Origin of the sequence: Bacillus sp. BP-3 (genome assembly GCF_028401955.1) — a bacterium.
Lineage (GTDB): Bacteria > Bacillota > Bacilli > Bacillales > Bacillaceae_G > Bacillus_A.
In genome coordinates this window covers 161813-179950 of sequence record NZ_JAQOTJ010000006.1, presented here as the reverse complement: position 1 = coordinate 179950, position 18138 = coordinate 161813, and the positions used below count along the sequence as shown (strand labels likewise).

Here is an 18138-nt window from a genome sequence, read left to right as displayed (position 1 = left end):
TCAAACGCTCTCCCAACTTTTATGGGAGAGCGTTGTTATCTTTTACCCTTCTTGTGTTTGTGTCATTTTCATTCGAAGTACCGGTAAAATAGCTGCTAACCCTAATACTGCCGCTATGCTAAATACGATTACGAGCGAAGTTGTCTCCTTCAATATTCCTCCTAGCGAAACACCGATTAACAGCGCGCTCATGAATAGTGGTAATACCGTTCCGTTTACCCGGCCAATCATGTTCCCATCTACAAGGTGGATCATAAACGTTCCGACTACAATATTTACACAAGCTAAACAAATTCCTGTTATAAACCGCATGCATACTGTAATCCAAAACGAAGTCGAAAATCCTTCTACAACAAATGAAACAGCTAAAATAGTCATTCCAAAAACGAGTAAATGTTTCTGCTTTACTTTTTTAGAAACACCAGCTGCCAAACCGCCCCCAATTAACATCCCGATGCCATCAGCTGCAGTTAAATATTGTACAGCCTCTTTCTCCATCCCTAATCGCTCCACAACGAGAAAGATTTCAAGCGGTTGGACTAGCCCTGCAGCCAAACCAATGATCGAAAAAGTAGCCGTCAACATTCGCAAAGGGTTCGAACGTAACACATACAACCAACCTTCTTTTATATCATTCCATAATGAAGATTTCCTCACCTCTTTATCTTTCATCCACCCTGGCAGAAATGAAAGACAAAGAGCTGATAACGCAAAAATAATGATTAAGCTGTAGAGTGATGCAAATAAACCGAGCTGCGTATATACGAATGTTCCTACAACTGGACCAAAGATAAGGAACAATGCTTGTAAACTTTGAGATATAGCAATGGCTGCACTAACATGTACCTCTTCAACATGATGCTTAAAAACTCGTGAAGTTGCTGGCTGTGAAAATTGGCTGACGACCGCAGACACAAATGTTGCAGCAAATAACGCTTGCCAATACCCAATATTTAACAATAAAACAATCATAACGATAGATAGTGCACTTAATATATCCCCTGTAATCATTGTTCGCTTTGGATTCCACCGATCAGCCAAGGCACCTCCAATAAATGAAAAGATAAATATAGGAGCATATTCCATGACAGACAATATAGAAACAGCAATAGGATCATTATTTGTCTGTTCCATAACAAAAAACAAAAGCGCCATATTTCGGATCCAAATCGCAAATTGTTGTAAAATATCAGAAGCAATTACAAGCAGAAACACTCGATTTTTTAGCAAAGCACTCATCAATATCTCCCCTTCATTAAACCGACCGTTCAGTCTAATTTATTTTAAAAGAAAAGCTGCTGACATTACAATCCAGCTGCCATTCCCTGTAATAAAACATCAATTGCCTTTTTATAAATCCGTTTCATTTCTTCTGCATCCATCTCATAATATAATGGTCCAAGCCCAGCTAACAGACCGTTCACAACGTACATGAGATCATTTACATCGTCTTGGCGAAATTCACCTGATGCCATCCCTTCTTCGACTAGCTTCTTGAAGATGCTATACGTTTCACGAGTTAAGGCTATCATTTCATCCATTATATCTTTCCTTACAACTTGACTCGTTAGAAATTCTTCAATTGTACTAGAAATTGGGTTTTGGACATCTTCCACATAATATTCAGCAAGGCCATATAGCTTTTCCGTACTTGTACGATACTGTTTTTCTTTTTCGGCCCACTTTTCCAACCAATCGTACGTATGTTGCTTCACTACAAATAAAAACAATTCTTCTTTACTTTTAAAGTGATAGTAAATACTGCCCTTACTCCGCTCAGTAACTTCACAAATGTCTTCCATAGATGTTGCTGCATACCCTGTTTTTGAAAATAATTCTTCTGCTTTATAAGCAATTTCTCTTTTAATTTCTTCAGCGCTCTTTCTCATCATTACACCTCATTAAACCGACCGTTCAGTCTAATTTTAACGAAAATGTCCCTTTCTTACAAGAGGCAATTTTCTTATTTTAGGGTCACTATATAAGACTAACTTTCTGCACTTAATTGCTACTTTTTCTCTGGTTGCAAGAATGCTGGTACTGGGCCTTATAGCAAAGGTGTGATTCTGTTAGGGATATATGCATTTTATTCTCCTTTTTGCACCAGAAGCTAAATAACTGTTCTTTTTCTATACTAATCACACACATTTTGTAAAGGAATAATATCAGTATGTCCAGGATTTGCGAAAAAGAAGTTCATTTTTTCTGAAAAATGTATATAAATTCAATACGAATAATAAATACCCAAAGAGGATTTTATATTTCCTTAATTTACTCCTTTCCATCTACATTCATTATTTATTACAATGGCTTTCACGTCTAAAATAAAATGTTCAAAAAAGGAAACTATAAGTATCTTTATAACGTTTTTTCAATATAATCAATGTGTTAATAAAAGTAACTCTGTGTTATTTTTGCTTCTCTACTAAACTAATACAGCTTCAAACAATGGACACAATTGCTACACGCCAAGTGGAATTCATTACCTATTCAAGATTTTGTTTATTCAATCTTTCTAAAAATAAAAAAATATTAAGCTCATAAATATACTAGTTATAATGAGGGTGCCGAGAGATAATCTATTACCTACAGAAAAAATAGCAAACCTGGATCTGGTGCAAAAATTCTAAAGACCTTGCAAGTAATCTTCTAAAATTGGACATACTGATACGATTACTCTAAGAAAGGTGTGTAATCAGAAGGGAAATTTATTCAACACGGAAATGGAAGCGTTATCATTTAAATTTTATTTTGAATTGGTGATTCTAATAACTTAGATTCAACTGCAATTAAAAATAATAAATTATGGGGGTGCTTATATGAACATGAATGTAGCATCTATTAAAGAAAAAAAGGTTGTTAAATACAAAAGTTGTTTTGATGTGATTGGGCCGGTAATGATAGGTCCTTCAAGTTCACATACTGCAGGGGCTTTAGCTATTGGAACAGTTGCCAATAAATTATTTCAAGGTCTTCCAAAAAAAGTCGTGGTAAGGTATTATGAATCATTTGCTGAAACCCATAAAGGACACGGAACTGATTTTGCAGTTATTGCTGGGATATTAGGATTTGCTACCGATGACAGCAAAGTGCCAGATGCTATTAAAATAGCAGAATCTAAAGGAATTGACATTACCTTTATTGAAAAAGCAGGTGATAGTCCTGCCGGTCATCCAAATACGGCAGATGTATATTTAGAGGATGAAAGTCGAAGTATTAGAACGGTAGGTATTTCGGTTGGCGGCGGATTAATTGAAGTCAAACATGTTGAAATTGACGGATTTAGCTTAGATCTGCAGGGGCCATTGCCAGTTATTATTGCGATTTCCGAAAGAGCTGACTTTGAATTTGTCTTACGCAGGATCTTTAAACAATATGATGTGGAAATTAACGACTTTCATAGTTTAGAAGAAAACGGAAAATATTTACATGCATTTGCTTTGGATTCGCTATTGCCTTGTGATGTTCAGAAGGAACTTAGAAGTTTAAGCAGTATAGCTAATATCATTATTCTTTAGTTACATTCGGGGGTGAAAAAATATGTATATGTCTATAAAAGAAATTGTAGATGCAGCTAATAAAAGGAAAAAGCCAATTTATGAATTAGCAATCGAACAGGAAATCGACCAAACTAAAACGTCTTATAAAGAAGTTTGGAGCAAAATGGAAAAAAATTTAACGACTATGGAAAATTCCATAAATAAAAGTATTGAGGGCGACGGGGTATTTTCTCCGACCGGTTTAACCGGAGGCGATGCTGTTAAAATAAAAAAATATCGAGAAAAAGGAAAAACTCTTTCTGGAGATTTGATGGTGTTAGGGATTCAAAGTGCTATCGGTGTTAATGAAGTAAATGCTTCATTAGGGGCTATTTGTGCGACTCCAACAGCAGGTGCGAGTGGGACGATCCCGGGAGTCCTATTTAGTATTAAAGATACGTTGCAGTTAAGTCATGAAGATATGATCCATTTTCTATTCACTTCAGCATTATTTGGAACGATAGTCGCAAATAACGCTTGTATTGCCGGAGCGTACGGAGGATGTCAAGCTGAAGTAGGCAGTGCCTCAGCAATGGCGGCGGCTGCAGCGGTAGAAGCTGGCGGAGGAACACCACAGCAATCTTCTGAAGCCTTCTCAACCGCATTACAAAATTTACTCGGTTTAGTTTGTGATCCGGTCGCTGGTTTGGTAGAAATTCCTTGTGTAAAGAGAAACGCTATTGGAATGGCAAATGCTTTAGCAGCAGCTGACATCGCATTAGCTGGCGTAAACAATATCATCAATTCTGACGAAGTTATTGAAGCGATGTATAGAGTTGGAAGACAGATGCCTCGCGAATTAAGAGAGACAGGTTTAGGCGGAATTGCGACCACGCCTACAGGGATTTCCATTAAAAATAAAATATTTGGAGAGAAACAATTAAATACATAAACAGTTATTGGAAATATTGTGAAATAGTTAACAATCCTATTCTCTATTGTTCTCCTAAGGATGTCTGTATAGTAAGAGCCATTATCATTAAAATATACTACTATACAATTAAAGTATACTAATATATAATTGAAATGTTTTGCAAGCGCTAACAAATACATTAGGTTAGACACACGATGTGGCGCACCTTGTAAGCAATTTATTTTTCAACAAGAATGATCTATATTCTTAAGCCTTAAAAAGAGACGTAAGAATAGGATACAAGGAGGAATTATTATATGAGTGGGAATACTGCAAAAAAAATAAAATTTCAAGCTGAAAATACTGCAATAAAAAATGAGAAATATCCAGACCCTAAAAAGTGGCATAAACAGGATACTACCTGGGCATTGAGCCTTTTTGGAACAGCAATTGGAGCAGGAGTACTCTTTTTACCTATTAATGCAGGTTCAGGTGGTTTATTATCATTACTGTTAATTACCATACTTGCATATCCTGTTATGTATTATTCACATAGGGCGCTTGCTAAAATGATATACGCTTCTAATTCTGCTGATGAGGGGATTACAGGTACAATAAGAGAGTATTTCGGAAATAAGGCAAGTGTAATTTTTAACATAGTATATTTCGTCTCAATTTATACGATCGTGCTGATGTATTCAGTTGCACTTACAAATACTGCAAGTAGTTTTATCGTGAATCAATTGCACATGAAGGAGCCTTCAAGGGCCATTTTATCACTTGTATTAGTACTCGGTCTTATAGCTATACTAAATTTCGGTCAAGATATCACTGTAAAGATAATGAGTATGCTAGTATATCCTTTCATAGCTTCTCTACTTTTTATCGCAATATCTTTGATTCCACAGTGGAATACGTCCATGCTTAGCTTTTCAAGTGTTTCTACTGCTTCAACAGGAACAGGATATTTTGGAACGATATTGATGATACTACCAATCATAGTATTCTCGTTCAATCATTCGCCTATGATTTCATCATTTGTTATGAAACAGAGAGCTACTTATGGAATAGAAGCTACTGATGCCAAATGTGCTCAAATACAAAAAGCTTGTTATATCATGACATTCGCTGTTGTTATGTTCTTTGTTTGGAGCAGTACATTGAGTTTGACTCCAGATGATCTTATAATGGCAAAAAAAGAGAACTTGTCAATCCTATCATATCTTGCTAATGAGCTTAATTCGCCTGTAATCACTATTGCAGCTCCTATCATTGCTTTTATGGCTATAACAAAATCCTTCCTTGGCCATTATATAGGAGCATATGAGGTAATGCGTGACATGATTATCAAAGTCGGTAAAAAACGCGGGAAAAATATGGGGGAAAAAACAGTTAAGACAATGATCCTTACTTTTGTTGTATTAACATGCTGGTATGTTGCTTATGCAAATCCAAGTATTCTTGGAATCATTGATGCCCTTAGTGGTCCATTAGTTGCTGCTATCTTATGTCTATTACCAATGTATGCGATCCGCAAAGTACCAGTACTAGCTAAATACAGAGGAAAAGCAAGCAATGTATTTGTCATTATTATAGGTATACTTACTGTCCTAGCAAGTATTAGATCATTATTTTAATTCACTATTGTTGGTTCTGTTGCAAAAATAGTGGGAAATGAAAAAAGAACGAAAGATTCCTAGCAGAATTGAATTTTATCCCGCATTAACGGGCAGTAATACTCCCACCTCAAAATTCAGCGAAAGCAAAGGAGTTAGGTGGGAGATAAACTGCCCATAAAAGCCCGATTGGTTCAACTAATAATCAGTGGGGGATGAAGCCCCCCCCACTGATTAAAGTTTCACTTTATATTGTTAAACCAAAGAGATCATGGTTTTGGACAAACTTCTCACCTTGGAGAGTTTGTCCTTTTTTGATTATATGTATAACTTCTATTCCAGCAATCACTTTTTTAGCTGTTTGCAATGATTTTAATCCAAGCATATTTTAGATGATATCGAACTCTTTTTAGACGAAGATTTATTAAAAGCTTAAATAGTATCCCATAGGTAAACGATAGTGACAAACCTTATTCAAAGTTCTTTAGGAATGTAACGCTAAAAGAATTAAAAAAGTAAAAGTGAATAAGAAAAAGCCCCACCACCGCCAAGTAGAGAAGAGCTTTTCCAGGTAAACTACGATAAAGGCAGTCGCGAAGTATTATATTAACGGGTTCTGGTGCAAATATGATTTATTAGAAACATAGAACCTCAATATCCTTTTCATCCATGAATTATGATGCTAATCCAAACAATTTATGGATGAACTCAACGCATAATCGTTGTATGAGAAATGGATGAACTCCGTTCCTCCATCATTTCCACTAAATCACGAAAACTAAGATAATATTAGGCTGATAGTGCTTCCATTTGAACAAATTTTTCTTTTTCATACCAATCACACACCTTTTTAGAGTAATAGTATCAATATGTCCAAGTTTTATAAATTTTTTGCACCAGAACCAAAAAAAGTCCATGATTCGGGGTACAGTTCATATTTTATCTTAAACTATTCTTTTTTTAAATTTTTTTCCTTATATGTTTTAGTTATTCTACTTTCGTTTCACTTAATAAAGTAAGGGGCAAGTTTACTGGAAAAGCTGATTAAATAAATACTTCTCTAAGTTATACCAATAAATTAAGCTCCATTAACAAAAAATAAAAAATTGGAGGAATCTTATTATGGCAAACACAAGAACAGAAATTGAAATGGAAGGCTTTCCATGGGGGGGGAAATCTTATCTTATAACAAGTGAGGATTCTAACAATGTTTATGCAACATTCGAGCCTGCTAAGCAAGCTGCTACAATTGTAAAATTAACGCTACAACGTGCGGTTCGTGAAACTTGGCAAGACGTTGCTTCAAAATCTGGTGAATCTTGGAATGATTATACTAGTAAGGAAAACTTTAACGCTAGATTTACTAACGTTCCTCGTACAGGTCAAGGTATGCGTGTTAAGGTGGATCTTTACGACATTTACGATAGTAACCAAACTGACCGTATGTTATCAGATATTGGCGATATTTGGATTCGTTAATTAACTAAAAAGGGAACTTTTCAGGGTTTCCTTTTACCAGGCTGTGGAGAAAGTATTCTCCACAGCCTGGTTTATTTTATTTCTGTATATTTGGTTCTGGTGCAAATATGATTTATTAGAAACATAGAACCTCAATATCCTCTTCATCCATGAATTATGATGCTAATCCAAACAATTTATGGATGAACTCAACTTCATTTTGGGCAGACTTTACCCCTTGGTGAACTTGTCCCTTTTTCATCATATGCATAGCTTCGATACCACTTATCATCCAAGAGGCTGTGTGAAAGGATTTCAATCCTAACATTGAACGAACTCGCTTTTTAATAAAACGATGATCTTGTTCCACTATGTTATTGAGATATTTGACTTGCCTTATTTGGCTGCCTACAGGGATCTTTTTTTCGTTCTTTAACTCTTCAATCGCCATAGGATAGGATGAGTTTTTGTCTACTGTGATAACACGGGGCTTGGAAACATGAAAAGACCGCAAAGCTTTCTTAAGAAATTGCTTTGCAGCCCTATGATCTCTTGTTTTACTTAGATAAAAATCAATGGTATTTCCTTCTGAATCAACGGCACGATACAGATACATCCATTGACCTTTTACTTTTACATATGTCTCATCCACTCTCCAAGAATCATTAATTGGCTTAAGATGACGCCGAACTCGCTTATCTAATTCAGGTCCATATTAATGAACCCAGCGCATGATTGTTGTATGAGCAATGGAAATTCCTCGTTCTTCCATCATTTCAACCAAATCACTAAAACTGAGATTGTACCATAGGTACAATCTCACGGTTAATAAAGTAATATCAGGTTGATAATGTTTCCACTTAAAGAAATTTTGCTTTTCCATACCGATCACGTCCCTTTTTTAGATTAATAGTATCAGTATGTCCAAGTTTTACAGATGAATTCTTTTCAAATTAAAATTTTGCACCAGAACCCTAAATTCTCTCAACCCACATACCATATGACGGAAAAATCTCTTTCAACTTTGCAAATGTTTCATCACACCACGATTTGGAGTTGAAATCACCAATGATGATACGCTGATTACCATCATCAAGCGATTGTGTCCATATCCCGTAGTCTGGGAAAGTATCTTTGGTTGTTTGATATACTGCTTCTATCCATTCAACTGAATTGAAGTCTCCTATAAAGATCCGATAAAGTTCCTGATCATTCGTAAACCATTCGATTGTTTTATCCCCATTTAAAACATTTAGATCTACTTTTCCCATTCCATCAAGCCATCCTCCTGTTTCACCATCTGCATATTGCCATAAATCACACTCATATTCAGGCTTATTTCCCCCATATCTTGGAATCCATAAGAAATCAGCTTTTACATTTTGTAACCCATAAGATCCATACATATGGTGCGATACATATAAGCCAACTTTCCAACCAGCATCCCGACAAGTATTGATAAATGCCTGTGTTGCTTCTGCTAGGTAAGTACTTCCACAACTTGCTAGAGTGTCATCTTCAACATCTAGTACAAGAAATTGTGCATTTGGATTTACACGCGCTAAGAAGTCTTTCGCTTCCACAAGAGCATCTGCAATGCTTACATAGCACCCGTAGGCATAAGCAGCATGGGGGATTCTATGTTTTTCTAAATTTTGGACATGTTCATTATACAGTGTATCTATTTTTTTTGATCCATATTGTACACGACAGATTGCTAAACCCAATTGCGGTGCAGCTATATCCCAATCGATATTATTATTGTATTTTGATAAGTCTACGATATGTTTAGTCATCATTCAGTATTTCCTTTCTCTTCATGATCTGTCCAAATACCAAGTGCGATACCGACCGACAATAAATAAGGCGCCAATTCGTCTAAGAAACTTTTTGCCTCCGGAACTCCTAATTTAGTAAATAGAAACCCAATTAATGAAAAAGTTGCAACCCACATTTGCCAGTTACGAAGACGTTTTTGGATATTTTCTTTATTCATATTTTCACCTACTTTCCTGCAACTTTAAATAGAGTCATAATAGCGCCTGTAATGATTGCACCCACTACAGTTGTTCCAATCCAAAAAACTAATTTATCTAACCTATCTATACGTAAATGCGCATTTTTAGCAAATTGTTGGGCTTCAATTGCAACTTCTTTTACGTTTCCTAATGTATCAAGTTTTGTTTCTACCCTCGTTAATCCAACTAATAGCTCTTTAAAATCATCTTGCTTAATTTGTTCATTCATTGATTCATCCCTCCCTTACAATAAAAAGAGAAACAATACAACTTATTTTCTTACAACTGATGCATTTTTATATAAAATTCGTGTTCCTCAGACCTGGGATTTACTGCCGACCTCCTTCAGATTTCAGGTCACCACGGACACCCTTTCCTTAAGCTAATCGCTACTACTGACTTCACGATTCGAGACTTGAACCTTAGAGAATATGCATATGCTGGGCGTACAAAAAGAGCGTCTTCCAAAAGGAAGACGCTTGTTGATTAAAAGTTTCCATAAACATTTGGATTACTTGAATAACCAACTTCAATATCAATATCGCACCAAAGGTAACTGTCATATACACAGTTACCGCCTTTTTTATAACCATTTGTACAGAGATAATAAAGTTGTTTTAAAAACGCCGATCATGTTATTCAGCAATTGGTCCAGATTATGGAGTAACTTTATTAATTGTTTCGTTAAGATTGTGAATAAGTGCACTTAAGCCAACGTGACAGTTTAGTTGAATAAAAAATGTTATAATATTATTAAAATTCGAGAAATGTAGGGTGAAAAATGAAGAGTATGAAAAGATTGATTCAAGTCATCTTAGTAAGTACATCAATCCTAATTCTTAGTGGATGTTATTTTCCTAAAGATAAACTGAATCAACCAATACAAGAGTATTTAAAAACAAACTATGGAATACAAGGTGAGTTTTCCGTTATTCAGACAGATAATAATTGGCCTAATGGGATTGGCCATCAAACTTATGTAGAAATGAAAAAGCCATATCGTGCTTATCCGTTCCTAATGATTGAAAAAGATACTTTGAAAATTATAAAAGATGATAGTGACGATATCTATCTCGAACAATTCAAGGGTGCATATATTGAGCAACACCCAGAAGTAGTTCAAGTAATTGAACAGATCATAAAAAAATATGGATTAGTGAAATATCCAAATAAAGTTGTCCTAGAAGGACATAACCCTATTTATATCTTTCCTTACGAGAACATTGAGATAGATATAAATAATTCTCAAGAGCTACTTGATGATTTTAAAAAGACCCAAAAGATAGATACTACTAAACTTTTACCTACATTAATACCAAGTGACCCCCGAAGTAAAAAAGATGATGGCGAGCATGGCATGTATGCATCGAAAATAGGTGTGGTGAATTTTCTATTTGAATTTGACATGAATAAAAATAAACATCCTATTCCAAAGGCCAAAGATCTAATTGAGGACTTTCAAAAAAGTGGAGTATTAACAAAAGGAATATACAGTATCTATATGAGAATAGATAATTCAAATCACTATGTGGGATCGGAAAATAATAGTGTAGTTTTGTTTGAAGTCGATGAAAATGGTGAATATACCATAATTGCCACTCCTAAATATGGTGATTTTTGGGACACTTACTTTTATGGTGATTACGCAGCTGAAAAAAATATAAAATAGAAATTTAGTTTCAATTACTTAATTGGAATTGACTAAAAATACACGTGGTTCTATCCCTATTAGGGGTACAGCCGAGATATCGCGTATATCTCGGCTGTACCCCAACCAGGGACAAAAAATAAAGTTCAGTTTATAATTTTTTTGCAATCTGTACACTTTACTGTTAAATATTCACAAAAAACCAGCTATATTATGCAAAATACGCACAATATAGCTGGTTTTTACTATTTTTCTATAAGAGTATAGTGACCTTATTAGAAATACTTCTATTTTAAATTTACTTCTTTAAAGCGAGAGCAATGATGATAATATTCAATAATATCTTTTTGACCCTTAGTGTCTTCAATCGTTTTGTTATATTTGTCATAAACATAGACTGTTCCTAAGTCATCTCCAAACCTACTTATAATATCTTGGTCAATACGATGATTAATTATAAGATCATCATATTTTTTTAGTTTATTATTAGCAAGTTTTCTGCTTACTTTTGCTTGATATACAATATCAAGAAAATTGATGCTAGAACTAAGACCAGGCGCATTAAATGTCACTGCGTTTGATTCAACCCAAGGTAAATTTTCATCAATTATTTCACTTTGTACAAATTGTGCTAAGTACCCCCCAAGTGAATGACCTGTAATATACAAGTGACTCATCCATTTATTCTCAGTCTCTATTAATTTTTCAACAAACTTAATAGCTTCATCAACTTGGTAACTTCCAGCGTTTAACCCTACTTGTAAGATATCTACTACCCAGTCCTGCCACTGCTGTGTACCTCTAAATGCAACTGTACAAGCATATTCGTCTTTGGAAATTTCTTTTCTATACACATATACATCAAAAGAATGCATTGATTTATCTGTATATTTTTGCCATAATAACCAATTTCCCGGACTCTTATATTGTTTCTCTATTAGTTTATCATTATACGTACTGTTTGCCATTTCAAGAAGTTGAAGTGTAAGGGATAACTGTTCCTTTTCTATTTTAGAAACACCGTTATCTCGATTTGATTTCATATTATTATCTATTTCAATAAGACCACTACCTGATCCAACTTTAATTGTTGAAATTTGATCAAAAGCCCAGTTTTTTGGTAGTGGATATCCTAAATTCCCACTAAATCCTGTGGACATTCCACTAACAAAACTTGTCTTCGCATAACCTTTCTCTGAAACTTGAATACATACGTTTCGAGCTCCATAAACACCTACTTTATAAGATCCACCAAGTTGAACCATTTTCTCATTTAAGGCTTTGAAATGGGGAAGAATATTATCCGTAATATCTGTCCCATATGCATCGAAATCAACTGCAAAATAAATAGTAGTACCATCTTGGAATCCATATTCTTTCGCTGCATCATATGCTGCTTTTGCATCTAATCGACCTTGTTCTGCACTAAAACTTGAAGCCTGTCTACCATTAGCTTGGTAAATGGGAAATACAGATAATCCAGCATCAAAAATGTTTTTTAATTCACCTGGTTGTATTTTTTTATTGATACCACCTGCAACATTAACAAGATAACGTCCTACAGTTTCATAACCAGCAGCCTTTAAAGCTTTACCTCTCTCTAAAGTGACTTCCGTTATACAATCACATGCTTTTCCTTTTCGATCTGGATCCCCCGTACTAACTAGTGCTGATAACCAAGTTGACTTATTCGCAACACCATCTTGAGGAAGTAGTGTGAACTCTTGGAATTTCTTAACTGCACTTTCTATGCTCGCATTATATGTTGTTGAAAACGAACCAGAATCATAACCATTAAAATATAAAGCATATTGAAATAATGTAACAAATCTACCCGAACTACCTACTTTTAGAATTGGTAATCCATTCTTTGTCGCAGGACCAATCGAGCCAGTTTGAGAATCTGCAGCAATTCCCATTTCTGTTTGTAAACCGTAAACTAAGGCTTTATTTGTACCTCGTTGGTAATGACCATCTGTTGGTTGAACACCAGAAGTTTTGTAATATTTATTATTTAAATCTTGTTGAATTTGTCGTACGTATTCATCTCCACCTGGAGTAAGACTATAAGCATCCATTGTTAAGAAAGCCTTAAAAATATAGTCATACACCTTACCATCAGCTACTGGAAGACCAGCATCTTTTTGTAAACTTACAACTGCATTTTTCGTTTTCTCATCAAAAACATCATCAAATTTCCCCGGATTATATCCTTTACAATACATAGCACCTTTTAAAATTTTAACAATCGCTTTTCCTTTTTCATCAGTAGGAACATTTCCTAAAGACATTTCACCCCACTGCTTATATTTAGAAGCTGTAGTTGGTCCAAATGCATCTGCAAGCGAAGTAATACCCAATTCAACTTGAAGGGCTCTTGTTAAAGCATAAACAGTTGACCAACCTGTTTTACCATTGAAAGGCGCTGGCTGAAAACCTGATACTTTTCCATATTTTTCATTTACCCATTTTTGTACTTCAAATACTGCTGGATCTCCGACTGGCTCTGCCATTATAAATTCTCTCCCTTTTCTTATTAGTGAAGCTTAATTTAATAATGTAGTTAAAAATAAATATACATATTTCAATAAAAATTTAATTAAATTAAGCTCTTACCCTATTAAGTGAAAGGAAAGTAGAATAAATAAAAAAAATAGAAAAAAAACTTTGTAACTACTTCGACAATATTAAATTCTAATTTTTGGTAAAAATTAAATTATTTGAATTGTTATGATCAATGCATTTGTGAGATGTCTATAATGTGTTTACAAAGGTACACCTTTAGATACGTTTTTAACTTTCATGTATTTAGTGTTACGTTTCCCCTTTGAATAATCTGTAAAACTATACCTTTACAGACATAATTGGTATAATTATTAATGAGGTGTAGCATATGAAGCATAAAAAATTTGGATATGTCCGAGTTTCGAGTAAAGATCAAAACGAAGAACGACAAATTCAGAATATGAAAGATTTAGGTATAGAAGATCGAGATATTTTCATCGATAAAGAATCTGGAAAAAATATGGAGCGAGAGAACTATCAAATGCTAAAACGTCTTGTTCGTACGGGGGATACCATCGTATTTGATTCCTTAACAAGACTTGGAAGAAATATGAATGATACATTAGAAGAATTTAGGTACTATGAAAAACATAAAGTAAATTTACAATTTATAAAAGAACCATACATTAACGTCAATTACACTGGAGAAAGTACAAATGATGTTATTCAGAGCGCAATTCAAAAAGCAACACTGACAATATTATCTGCCTTTGCAGAAAAAGAGCGCATTGATATTAAACAACGTCAAGCTGAAGGAATTGCTCTTGCCAGAAAACAAGGAAAACACTTGGGACGCCCTCCTGTCGAAATAACAGAAGCATTTATTGAAGCTTATAAGGAATGGAAATCCGGTTCGATTACAGCAGTAGGAGCCATGAAAAAGTATGGCATCAAACGTTCTTCTTTTTATAAGCTTGCTAAACAATATGAAGAAAAAATAAAAGAATAGTTTGTCTTATTAACGTTTTCTTAAAAAGAACTTGTAGTGATTCCTACAAGTTCTTTTTATTAAACTTCATTTTGTTTGTTATTGACTATATGGGATTACCTTACATACCCATCAACTTAAATTTTTAAATTATCCCTAAAACAAAAATTTTATCTCACTACAATTGTCTATGATGATTTAGTTCGTTTTTTCGTTTTGGAGAACAAAAACTTTCTTAACTTGATTGTGATGTTACCATGCCCCTTTACTAATGTCACCCCCTTAAAAATTTCAACTTAAACAAGGAAAGAGAGCGATAACACAAAATATGTTATCGCTCTCTACTTTGTCAGCATCATCCTAAAAAGAAATGTTTTTGTTTATAATGATGCTTGATAAATTTCTACAACATCTTGTTTATTTAATTTTTTAAACTGTCCAAACTCACCATATGCCATTGCCTTTTCTGCCATAACATCAATTTGTTCTTCACCAATTCTATAATCTGCTAGGCAAGCTGGTGCTCCGAGAGATATCCAAAATTGGCGTAATGCTTCAATTCCTTCTAATGCTATATCAACATCAGTTTTATCTTCTGTTTGAACATGAAATACTCGAACCGCAAATTGTTTAAACCGATCTACATTTTCATGCAAAACATGTTTCATCCAATTTGGGAATAAAATTGCTAAACCACCACCATGTGGAATATCATACACTGCCGAAACTGCATGCTCAATATTATGCGTTGCCCAGTCTCCACGTACGCCCATCGCCAAAATACCATTTAACGCCATTGTACCGCAATATAAAATTGTTTCACGATGCTCATAACTTTCTAAATCACGTAGCAACTTTGGAGCTGTTTCAATAACAGTTTGTAAAATAGACTCACAGTATCGATCTTGCAGTACTGTATTTGTACCTTGATGAAAATATTGTTCTAGTACATGCGACATAATGTCAACAATACCATAAATTGTTTGATCTCGCGGCACAGATATTGTATGGTTTGGATCTAAAATAGAAAATTGCGGGAATGTTACTGAACTCCCCCATCCATACTTCTCATTTGTTTCCCAATTTGTAATAACAGAGCCTGCATTCATTTCAGAACCGGTTGCTGCAAGAGTTAACACGGTTCCAAAAGGCAATGCTTCTTTTGCAATAACTTTTTTTGTAACAAGATCCCATGCATCGCCATCATATCTACTACCAGCTGCAATTGCTTTTGTACAATCTATTGTACTTCCGCCTCCAACAGCTAATATAAACTCAATATTATTTTCTTTACAGATTTGAATTCCTTTATTTACCCTTGATAAACGCGGGTTAGATTCCACACCACCTAATTCGAAAATTTCTGAGTCTATCTCTTGTAACATCGATATTACGTTATCGTAAATTCCATTTCTTTTAATACTCCCACCACCATATACGAGTAAAACCTTTTTCCCATATTGAGGTACCTCTGTTTTCAATTGTTCTAATTGACCTTTTCCGAAAATTAGCTTTGTTGGATTGTAAAACATAAAATTCTGCATTCTCCTCTTCCTTCCCTGTTAAAATTTTGAATTTAAGTACGCTAACTGTAATTTTCTATTCTTCTCATTCTGTTTCTAATTGGAGTTTACTTGCATATTGTCCCGTATTTTACTTTTGGTTCCCATGCCCCTAATTATGATATTAAACTGTACATCCCCTAAATAGATGTAACATTGCGAATTTTCTTTTTGAACCTCACATGTGACAGGAAAAGGTTCTGACCGCTTCTATGCACGGCCTAATGCTCTCTTTCTCTCCTAAAAAAAGAGATTTTATATCGTCTTTTCAGCTTACATTTATATAGTAGTGTTATAGGGGTATTATAAATTCGATTCTCTAATTTTTATTTCCCTTGTAGTGGTTGACCATCAAAAGCTGTTATATCTAATGGTGCAGTTAAAAATTGATTTGCTTTGTCAACGAAAGAAGTGAAATGCTTACTCTTATTGTGGTTAGCAACTGCTTCTGTATTTTTCCACAACTCTACCATTGTATAGACATCCTCTTTTTCGGTATCCTTGTACAAATCATAAGATACATTTCCATTTTCTTTTCTTGAATCACTAATTAGCGAGTGAATCTCATTTAAAAACGCTTGTTGTTTTGCTGAATCTACATGAAATCTAGCATGGATAATAATCATGGTACGGTTTCCTCCCACTTTTCTACTTGTATTTGTATCTATGAAAAAAATCAATCACGCAAATGATGAATCCTTGTGATCTTCTACAATTACTTCCACTGAGCAATTTTATCAATTGGAAGGCGAACTGATTTGTAGCCACTGTCAGCTGCTTTCCCAATTGAAATTAACATAACTGGTACATAACGATTTTTATCTAAACCAAACGCTTCTGCAATTTTATCTTTTTCATATCCACCAATTGGGCATGTATCGTATCCGTGAGCACGAGCTGTAAGCATAAGTTGCATCGCTGCAAGACCACCATCAATTAAAACTGTGTCTTTCATTACTTCTGAAGAAACAGTTGAAAAATAAGCTGTAAGCTTCTCCATTTGACTTTCTTTTACTTCTGAAGGCATATATCCAAGTTCAACTGCTTTTCCGTAAATTTCTTCAGCATTTTCGAAATTATTCAAATCACCAAAAACAGCAATCATTGCTGCTGATGTTTCTACTTGAAGTTGATTAAATTTAGCAAGTGGCGCAAGCCTTGCTTTTCCTTCAGCACTATCAATTACTAAGAAGCGCCATGGTTGCATATTTACAGAAGATGGTGCAAGTGTTGCTTCTGTAAGGATCTCTGTCATTTCTTCTTTACTAATTTTCACAGTAGGATCATACTTTCGAATAGAACGACGGCCTGTCATAATTTCTGTAAAATTATTTGTTTTTTGTGTGTTAATCATAGAGAGTTTCTCCTTTTTCTGTCTAATGGTTACATTAGAATTCCGTTATATTTTTTTGAATGCGATTTAACATATTTAGAAGTTCATCTCGTTCTTCTTCGTTAAAATCCTTTAACACAGAAGCGGCAAATCGCTCTTTTTCCTCTTGAAAGGAATGAATTTTATTCCGACCAGTATTTGTTAAACTAACAAGAGTTACCCGATTATCATTCGGACTTTTACGCCTTGTAATCATTTCGCTAGCTTCAAGTTGCTTTAAATGCCGGGTAATTGCTGCATTGTCAATGTTGACTTCTTTTTGAAGTTCTTTTTGACTTATTTCATCTACTTGATAAAGTTGATGTAAAAGTTCAAGTCTAGACTGACTAATCCCTGTACAACCTTCAAATTTCGAACTGATGTCTTTATTGAGAAAATGTAGTTTATATAAAATAACCGCTCCCTTTGAACATGAATAGGTCAAATTACCCCTCCTTTTAGGTTGTTAATATAATTGATATATCAATTATTGATCCGTCAATTGTTGATATATCAATTATATTACGAGAGATGTACTTGAAAAGCAATAATTTTGTTTTTATCCCCAATTGGGGTACA

At 34.5% G+C, this 18138-nt stretch carries 16 protein-coding genes and 3 pseudogenes; 6 read left to right on the top strand and 13 right to left on the bottom strand.

Annotated features, from left to right (window positions below):
- Window positions 1-42: 42 nt before the first annotated feature.
- Window positions 43-1239, bottom strand: a complete 1197-nt coding sequence (locus PLX19_RS12280) for an MFS transporter (protein ID WP_272188908.1) — start codon at window positions 1237-1239, stop codon at window positions 43-45.
- A gap of 65 nt (window positions 1240-1304) precedes the next feature.
- Entirely contained in the window at window positions 1305-1889 is a 585-nt protein-coding gene (locus PLX19_RS12275) for a TetR/AcrR family transcriptional regulator (RefSeq protein ID WP_272188906.1), read from the bottom strand.
- Between the two features lie 930 nt (window positions 1890-2819).
- Here PLX19_RS12275 and sdaAB point away from each other — a divergent pair.
- The 3 genes from sdaAB to PLX19_RS12260 all read left to right on the top strand — a co-directional run bounded on the left by sdaAB (window position 2820) and on the right by PLX19_RS12260 (window position 6029).
- Window positions 2820-3518, top strand: coding sequence for an L-serine ammonia-lyase, iron-sulfur-dependent subunit beta (gene sdaAB / locus PLX19_RS12270; RefSeq protein ID WP_272188904.1), 699 nt, complete (start codon window positions 2820-2822; stop codon window positions 3516-3518).
- 22 nt (window positions 3519-3540) lie between these two features.
- Window positions 3541-4431 carry an L-serine ammonia-lyase, iron-sulfur-dependent, subunit alpha gene (gene sdaAA / locus PLX19_RS12265; RefSeq protein WP_272188902.1) on the top strand — a complete coding sequence of 297 codons (891 nt, stop codon included), beginning with the start codon at window positions 3541-3543 and terminating at the stop codon, window positions 4429-4431.
- Window positions 4432-4709: 278 nt separating this feature from the next.
- A complete protein-coding gene (locus PLX19_RS12260; RefSeq protein WP_272188900.1) occupies window positions 4710-6029 on the top strand; it encodes an amino acid permease in 1320 nt (439 codons plus the stop codon).
- Between the two features lie 226 nt (window positions 6030-6255).
- Here PLX19_RS12260 and PLX19_RS12255 read toward each other — a convergent pair.
- Together PLX19_RS12255 and PLX19_RS12250 are read right to left on the bottom strand one after the other, a co-directional pair.
- A pseudogene (locus tag PLX19_RS12255) lies at window positions 6256-6396 on the bottom strand (IS6 family transposase); the annotation flags it as partial.
- 323 nt (window positions 6397-6719) lie between these two features.
- Window positions 6720-6841 (bottom strand): annotated as a pseudogene (locus PLX19_RS12250) (IS6 family transposase); the annotation flags it as partial.
- A gap of 289 nt (window positions 6842-7130) precedes the next feature.
- Between PLX19_RS12250 and PLX19_RS12245 the strand changes: the two are divergent.
- Window positions 7131-7487 (top strand): hypothetical protein, encoded by a 357-nt coding sequence (locus tag PLX19_RS12245; protein ID WP_272188898.1) that lies wholly within the window; start codon window positions 7131-7133, stop codon window positions 7485-7487.
- A 154-nt stretch (window positions 7488-7641) separates the two neighbouring features.
- Here the strand turns inward: PLX19_RS12245 and PLX19_RS12240 are convergent.
- From PLX19_RS12240 to PLX19_RS12225, 4 genes and pseudogenes are all read right to left on the bottom strand, one after another.
- Window positions 7642-8349 (bottom strand): annotated as a pseudogene (locus tag PLX19_RS12240) (IS6 family transposase).
- 91 nt (window positions 8350-8440) lie between these two features.
- Window positions 8441-9262 carry a GH25 family lysozyme gene (locus tag PLX19_RS12235; protein WP_272188896.1) on the bottom strand — a complete coding sequence of 274 codons (822 nt, stop codon included), beginning with the start codon at window positions 9260-9262 and terminating at the stop codon, window positions 8441-8443.
- On the bottom strand, window positions 9262-9462 hold the full coding sequence (locus tag PLX19_RS12230) for a hypothetical protein (RefSeq protein WP_272188894.1): 201 nt from the start codon (window positions 9460-9462) through the stop codon (window positions 9262-9264). The genes PLX19_RS12235 and PLX19_RS12230 overlap by 1 nt, the downstream gene beginning before the upstream one ends.
- A gap of 8 nt (window positions 9463-9470) precedes the next feature.
- Window positions 9471-9713 carry a hemolysin XhlA family protein gene (locus PLX19_RS12225; RefSeq protein ID WP_272188892.1) on the bottom strand — a complete coding sequence of 81 codons (243 nt, stop codon included), beginning with the start codon at window positions 9711-9713 and terminating at the stop codon, window positions 9471-9473.
- 552 nt (window positions 9714-10265) lie between these two features.
- On the opposite strand from PLX19_RS12225, the gene PLX19_RS12220 reads away from it, so the two are divergent.
- Entirely contained in the window at window positions 10266-11153 is an 888-nt protein-coding gene (locus PLX19_RS12220; protein ID WP_272188890.1) for a hypothetical protein, read from the top strand.
- 266 nt (window positions 11154-11419) lie between these two features.
- Here PLX19_RS12220 and PLX19_RS12215 read toward each other — a convergent pair whose 3' ends face one another.
- Window positions 11420-13645, bottom strand: coding sequence for a glycoside hydrolase domain-containing protein (locus PLX19_RS12215; RefSeq protein WP_272188887.1), 2226 nt, complete (start codon window positions 13643-13645; stop codon window positions 11420-11422).
- Between the two features lie 380 nt (window positions 13646-14025).
- Here PLX19_RS12215 and PLX19_RS12210 point away from each other — a divergent pair, with 380 nt between their 5' ends.
- Window positions 14026-14646 (top strand): recombinase family protein, encoded by a 621-nt coding sequence (locus PLX19_RS12210; RefSeq protein WP_272188886.1) that lies wholly within the window; start codon window positions 14026-14028, stop codon window positions 14644-14646.
- Between the two features lie 359 nt (window positions 14647-15005).
- On the opposite strand, the gene PLX19_RS12205 is transcribed toward PLX19_RS12210, so the two are convergent.
- From PLX19_RS12205 to PLX19_RS12190, 4 genes are all read right to left on the bottom strand, one after another.
- Window positions 15006-16169, bottom strand: coding sequence for an iron-containing alcohol dehydrogenase (locus PLX19_RS12205; protein ID WP_272188885.1), 1164 nt, complete (start codon window positions 16167-16169; stop codon window positions 15006-15008).
- A gap of 344 nt (window positions 16170-16513) precedes the next feature.
- Window positions 16514-16813: a putative quinol monooxygenase gene (locus PLX19_RS12200; RefSeq protein ID WP_272188883.1), complete on the bottom strand. Its 300-nt coding sequence runs from the start codon at window positions 16811-16813 to the stop codon at window positions 16514-16516.
- Window positions 16814-16902: 89 nt separating this feature from the next.
- Window positions 16903-17541 (bottom strand): nitroreductase family protein, encoded by a 639-nt coding sequence (locus PLX19_RS12195; protein ID WP_272188882.1) that lies wholly within the window; start codon window positions 17539-17541, stop codon window positions 16903-16905.
- Between the two features lie 34 nt (window positions 17542-17575).
- On the bottom strand, window positions 17576-18004 hold the full coding sequence (locus tag PLX19_RS12190; RefSeq protein WP_272188880.1) for a MarR family winged helix-turn-helix transcriptional regulator: 429 nt from the start codon (window positions 18002-18004) through the stop codon (window positions 17576-17578).
- Window positions 18005-18138 lie beyond the last annotated feature (134 nt).

Excerpts from the sequence above, each read along its gene's own strand:
- PLX19_RS12280 (WP_272188908.1), bottom strand. The coding sequence starts at position 1,239 with ATGAGTGCTTTGCTAAAAAATCGAGTGTTTCTGCTTGTAATTGCTTCT.
- PLX19_RS12275 (WP_272188906.1), bottom strand. The coding sequence starts at position 1,889 with ATGAGAAAGAGCGCTGAAGAAATTAAAAGAGAAATTGCTTATAAAGCA.
- sdaAB (WP_272188904.1), top strand. The coding sequence starts at position 2,820 with ATGAACATGAATGTAGCATCTATTAAAGAAAAAAAGGTTGTTAAATAC.
- sdaAA (WP_272188902.1), top strand. The coding sequence starts at position 3,541 with ATGTATATGTCTATAAAAGAAATTGTAGATGCAGCTAATAAAAGGAAA.
- PLX19_RS12260 (WP_272188900.1), top strand. The coding sequence starts at position 4,710 with ATGAGTGGGAATACTGCAAAAAAAATAAAATTTCAAGCTGAAAATACT.
- PLX19_RS12245 (WP_272188898.1), top strand. The coding sequence starts at position 7,131 with ATGGCAAACACAAGAACAGAAATTGAAATGGAAGGCTTTCCATGGGGG.
- PLX19_RS12235 (WP_272188896.1), bottom strand. The coding sequence starts at position 9,262 with ATGACTAAACATATCGTAGACTTATCAAAATACAATAATAATATCGAT.
- PLX19_RS12230 (WP_272188894.1), bottom strand. The coding sequence starts at position 9,462 with ATGAATAAAGAAAATATCCAAAAACGTCTTCGTAACTGGCAAATGTGG.
- PLX19_RS12225 (WP_272188892.1), bottom strand. The coding sequence starts at position 9,713 with ATGAATGAACAAATTAAGCAAGATGATTTTAAAGAGCTATTAGTTGGA.
- PLX19_RS12220 (WP_272188890.1), top strand. The coding sequence starts at position 10,266 with ATGAAGAGTATGAAAAGATTGATTCAAGTCATCTTAGTAAGTACATCA.
- PLX19_RS12215 (WP_272188887.1), bottom strand. The coding sequence starts at position 13,645 with ATGGCAGAGCCAGTCGGAGATCCAGCAGTATTTGAAGTACAAAAATGG.
- PLX19_RS12210 (WP_272188886.1), top strand. The coding sequence starts at position 14,026 with ATGAAGCATAAAAAATTTGGATATGTCCGAGTTTCGAGTAAAGATCAA.
- PLX19_RS12205 (WP_272188885.1), bottom strand. The coding sequence starts at position 16,169 with ATGCAGAATTTTATGTTTTACAATCCAACAAAGCTAATTTTCGGAAAA.
- PLX19_RS12200 (WP_272188883.1), bottom strand. The coding sequence starts at position 16,813 with ATGATTATTATCCATGCTAGATTTCATGTAGATTCAGCAAAACAACAA.
- PLX19_RS12195 (WP_272188882.1), bottom strand. The coding sequence starts at position 17,541 with ATGATTAACACACAAAAAACAAATAATTTTACAGAAATTATGACAGGC.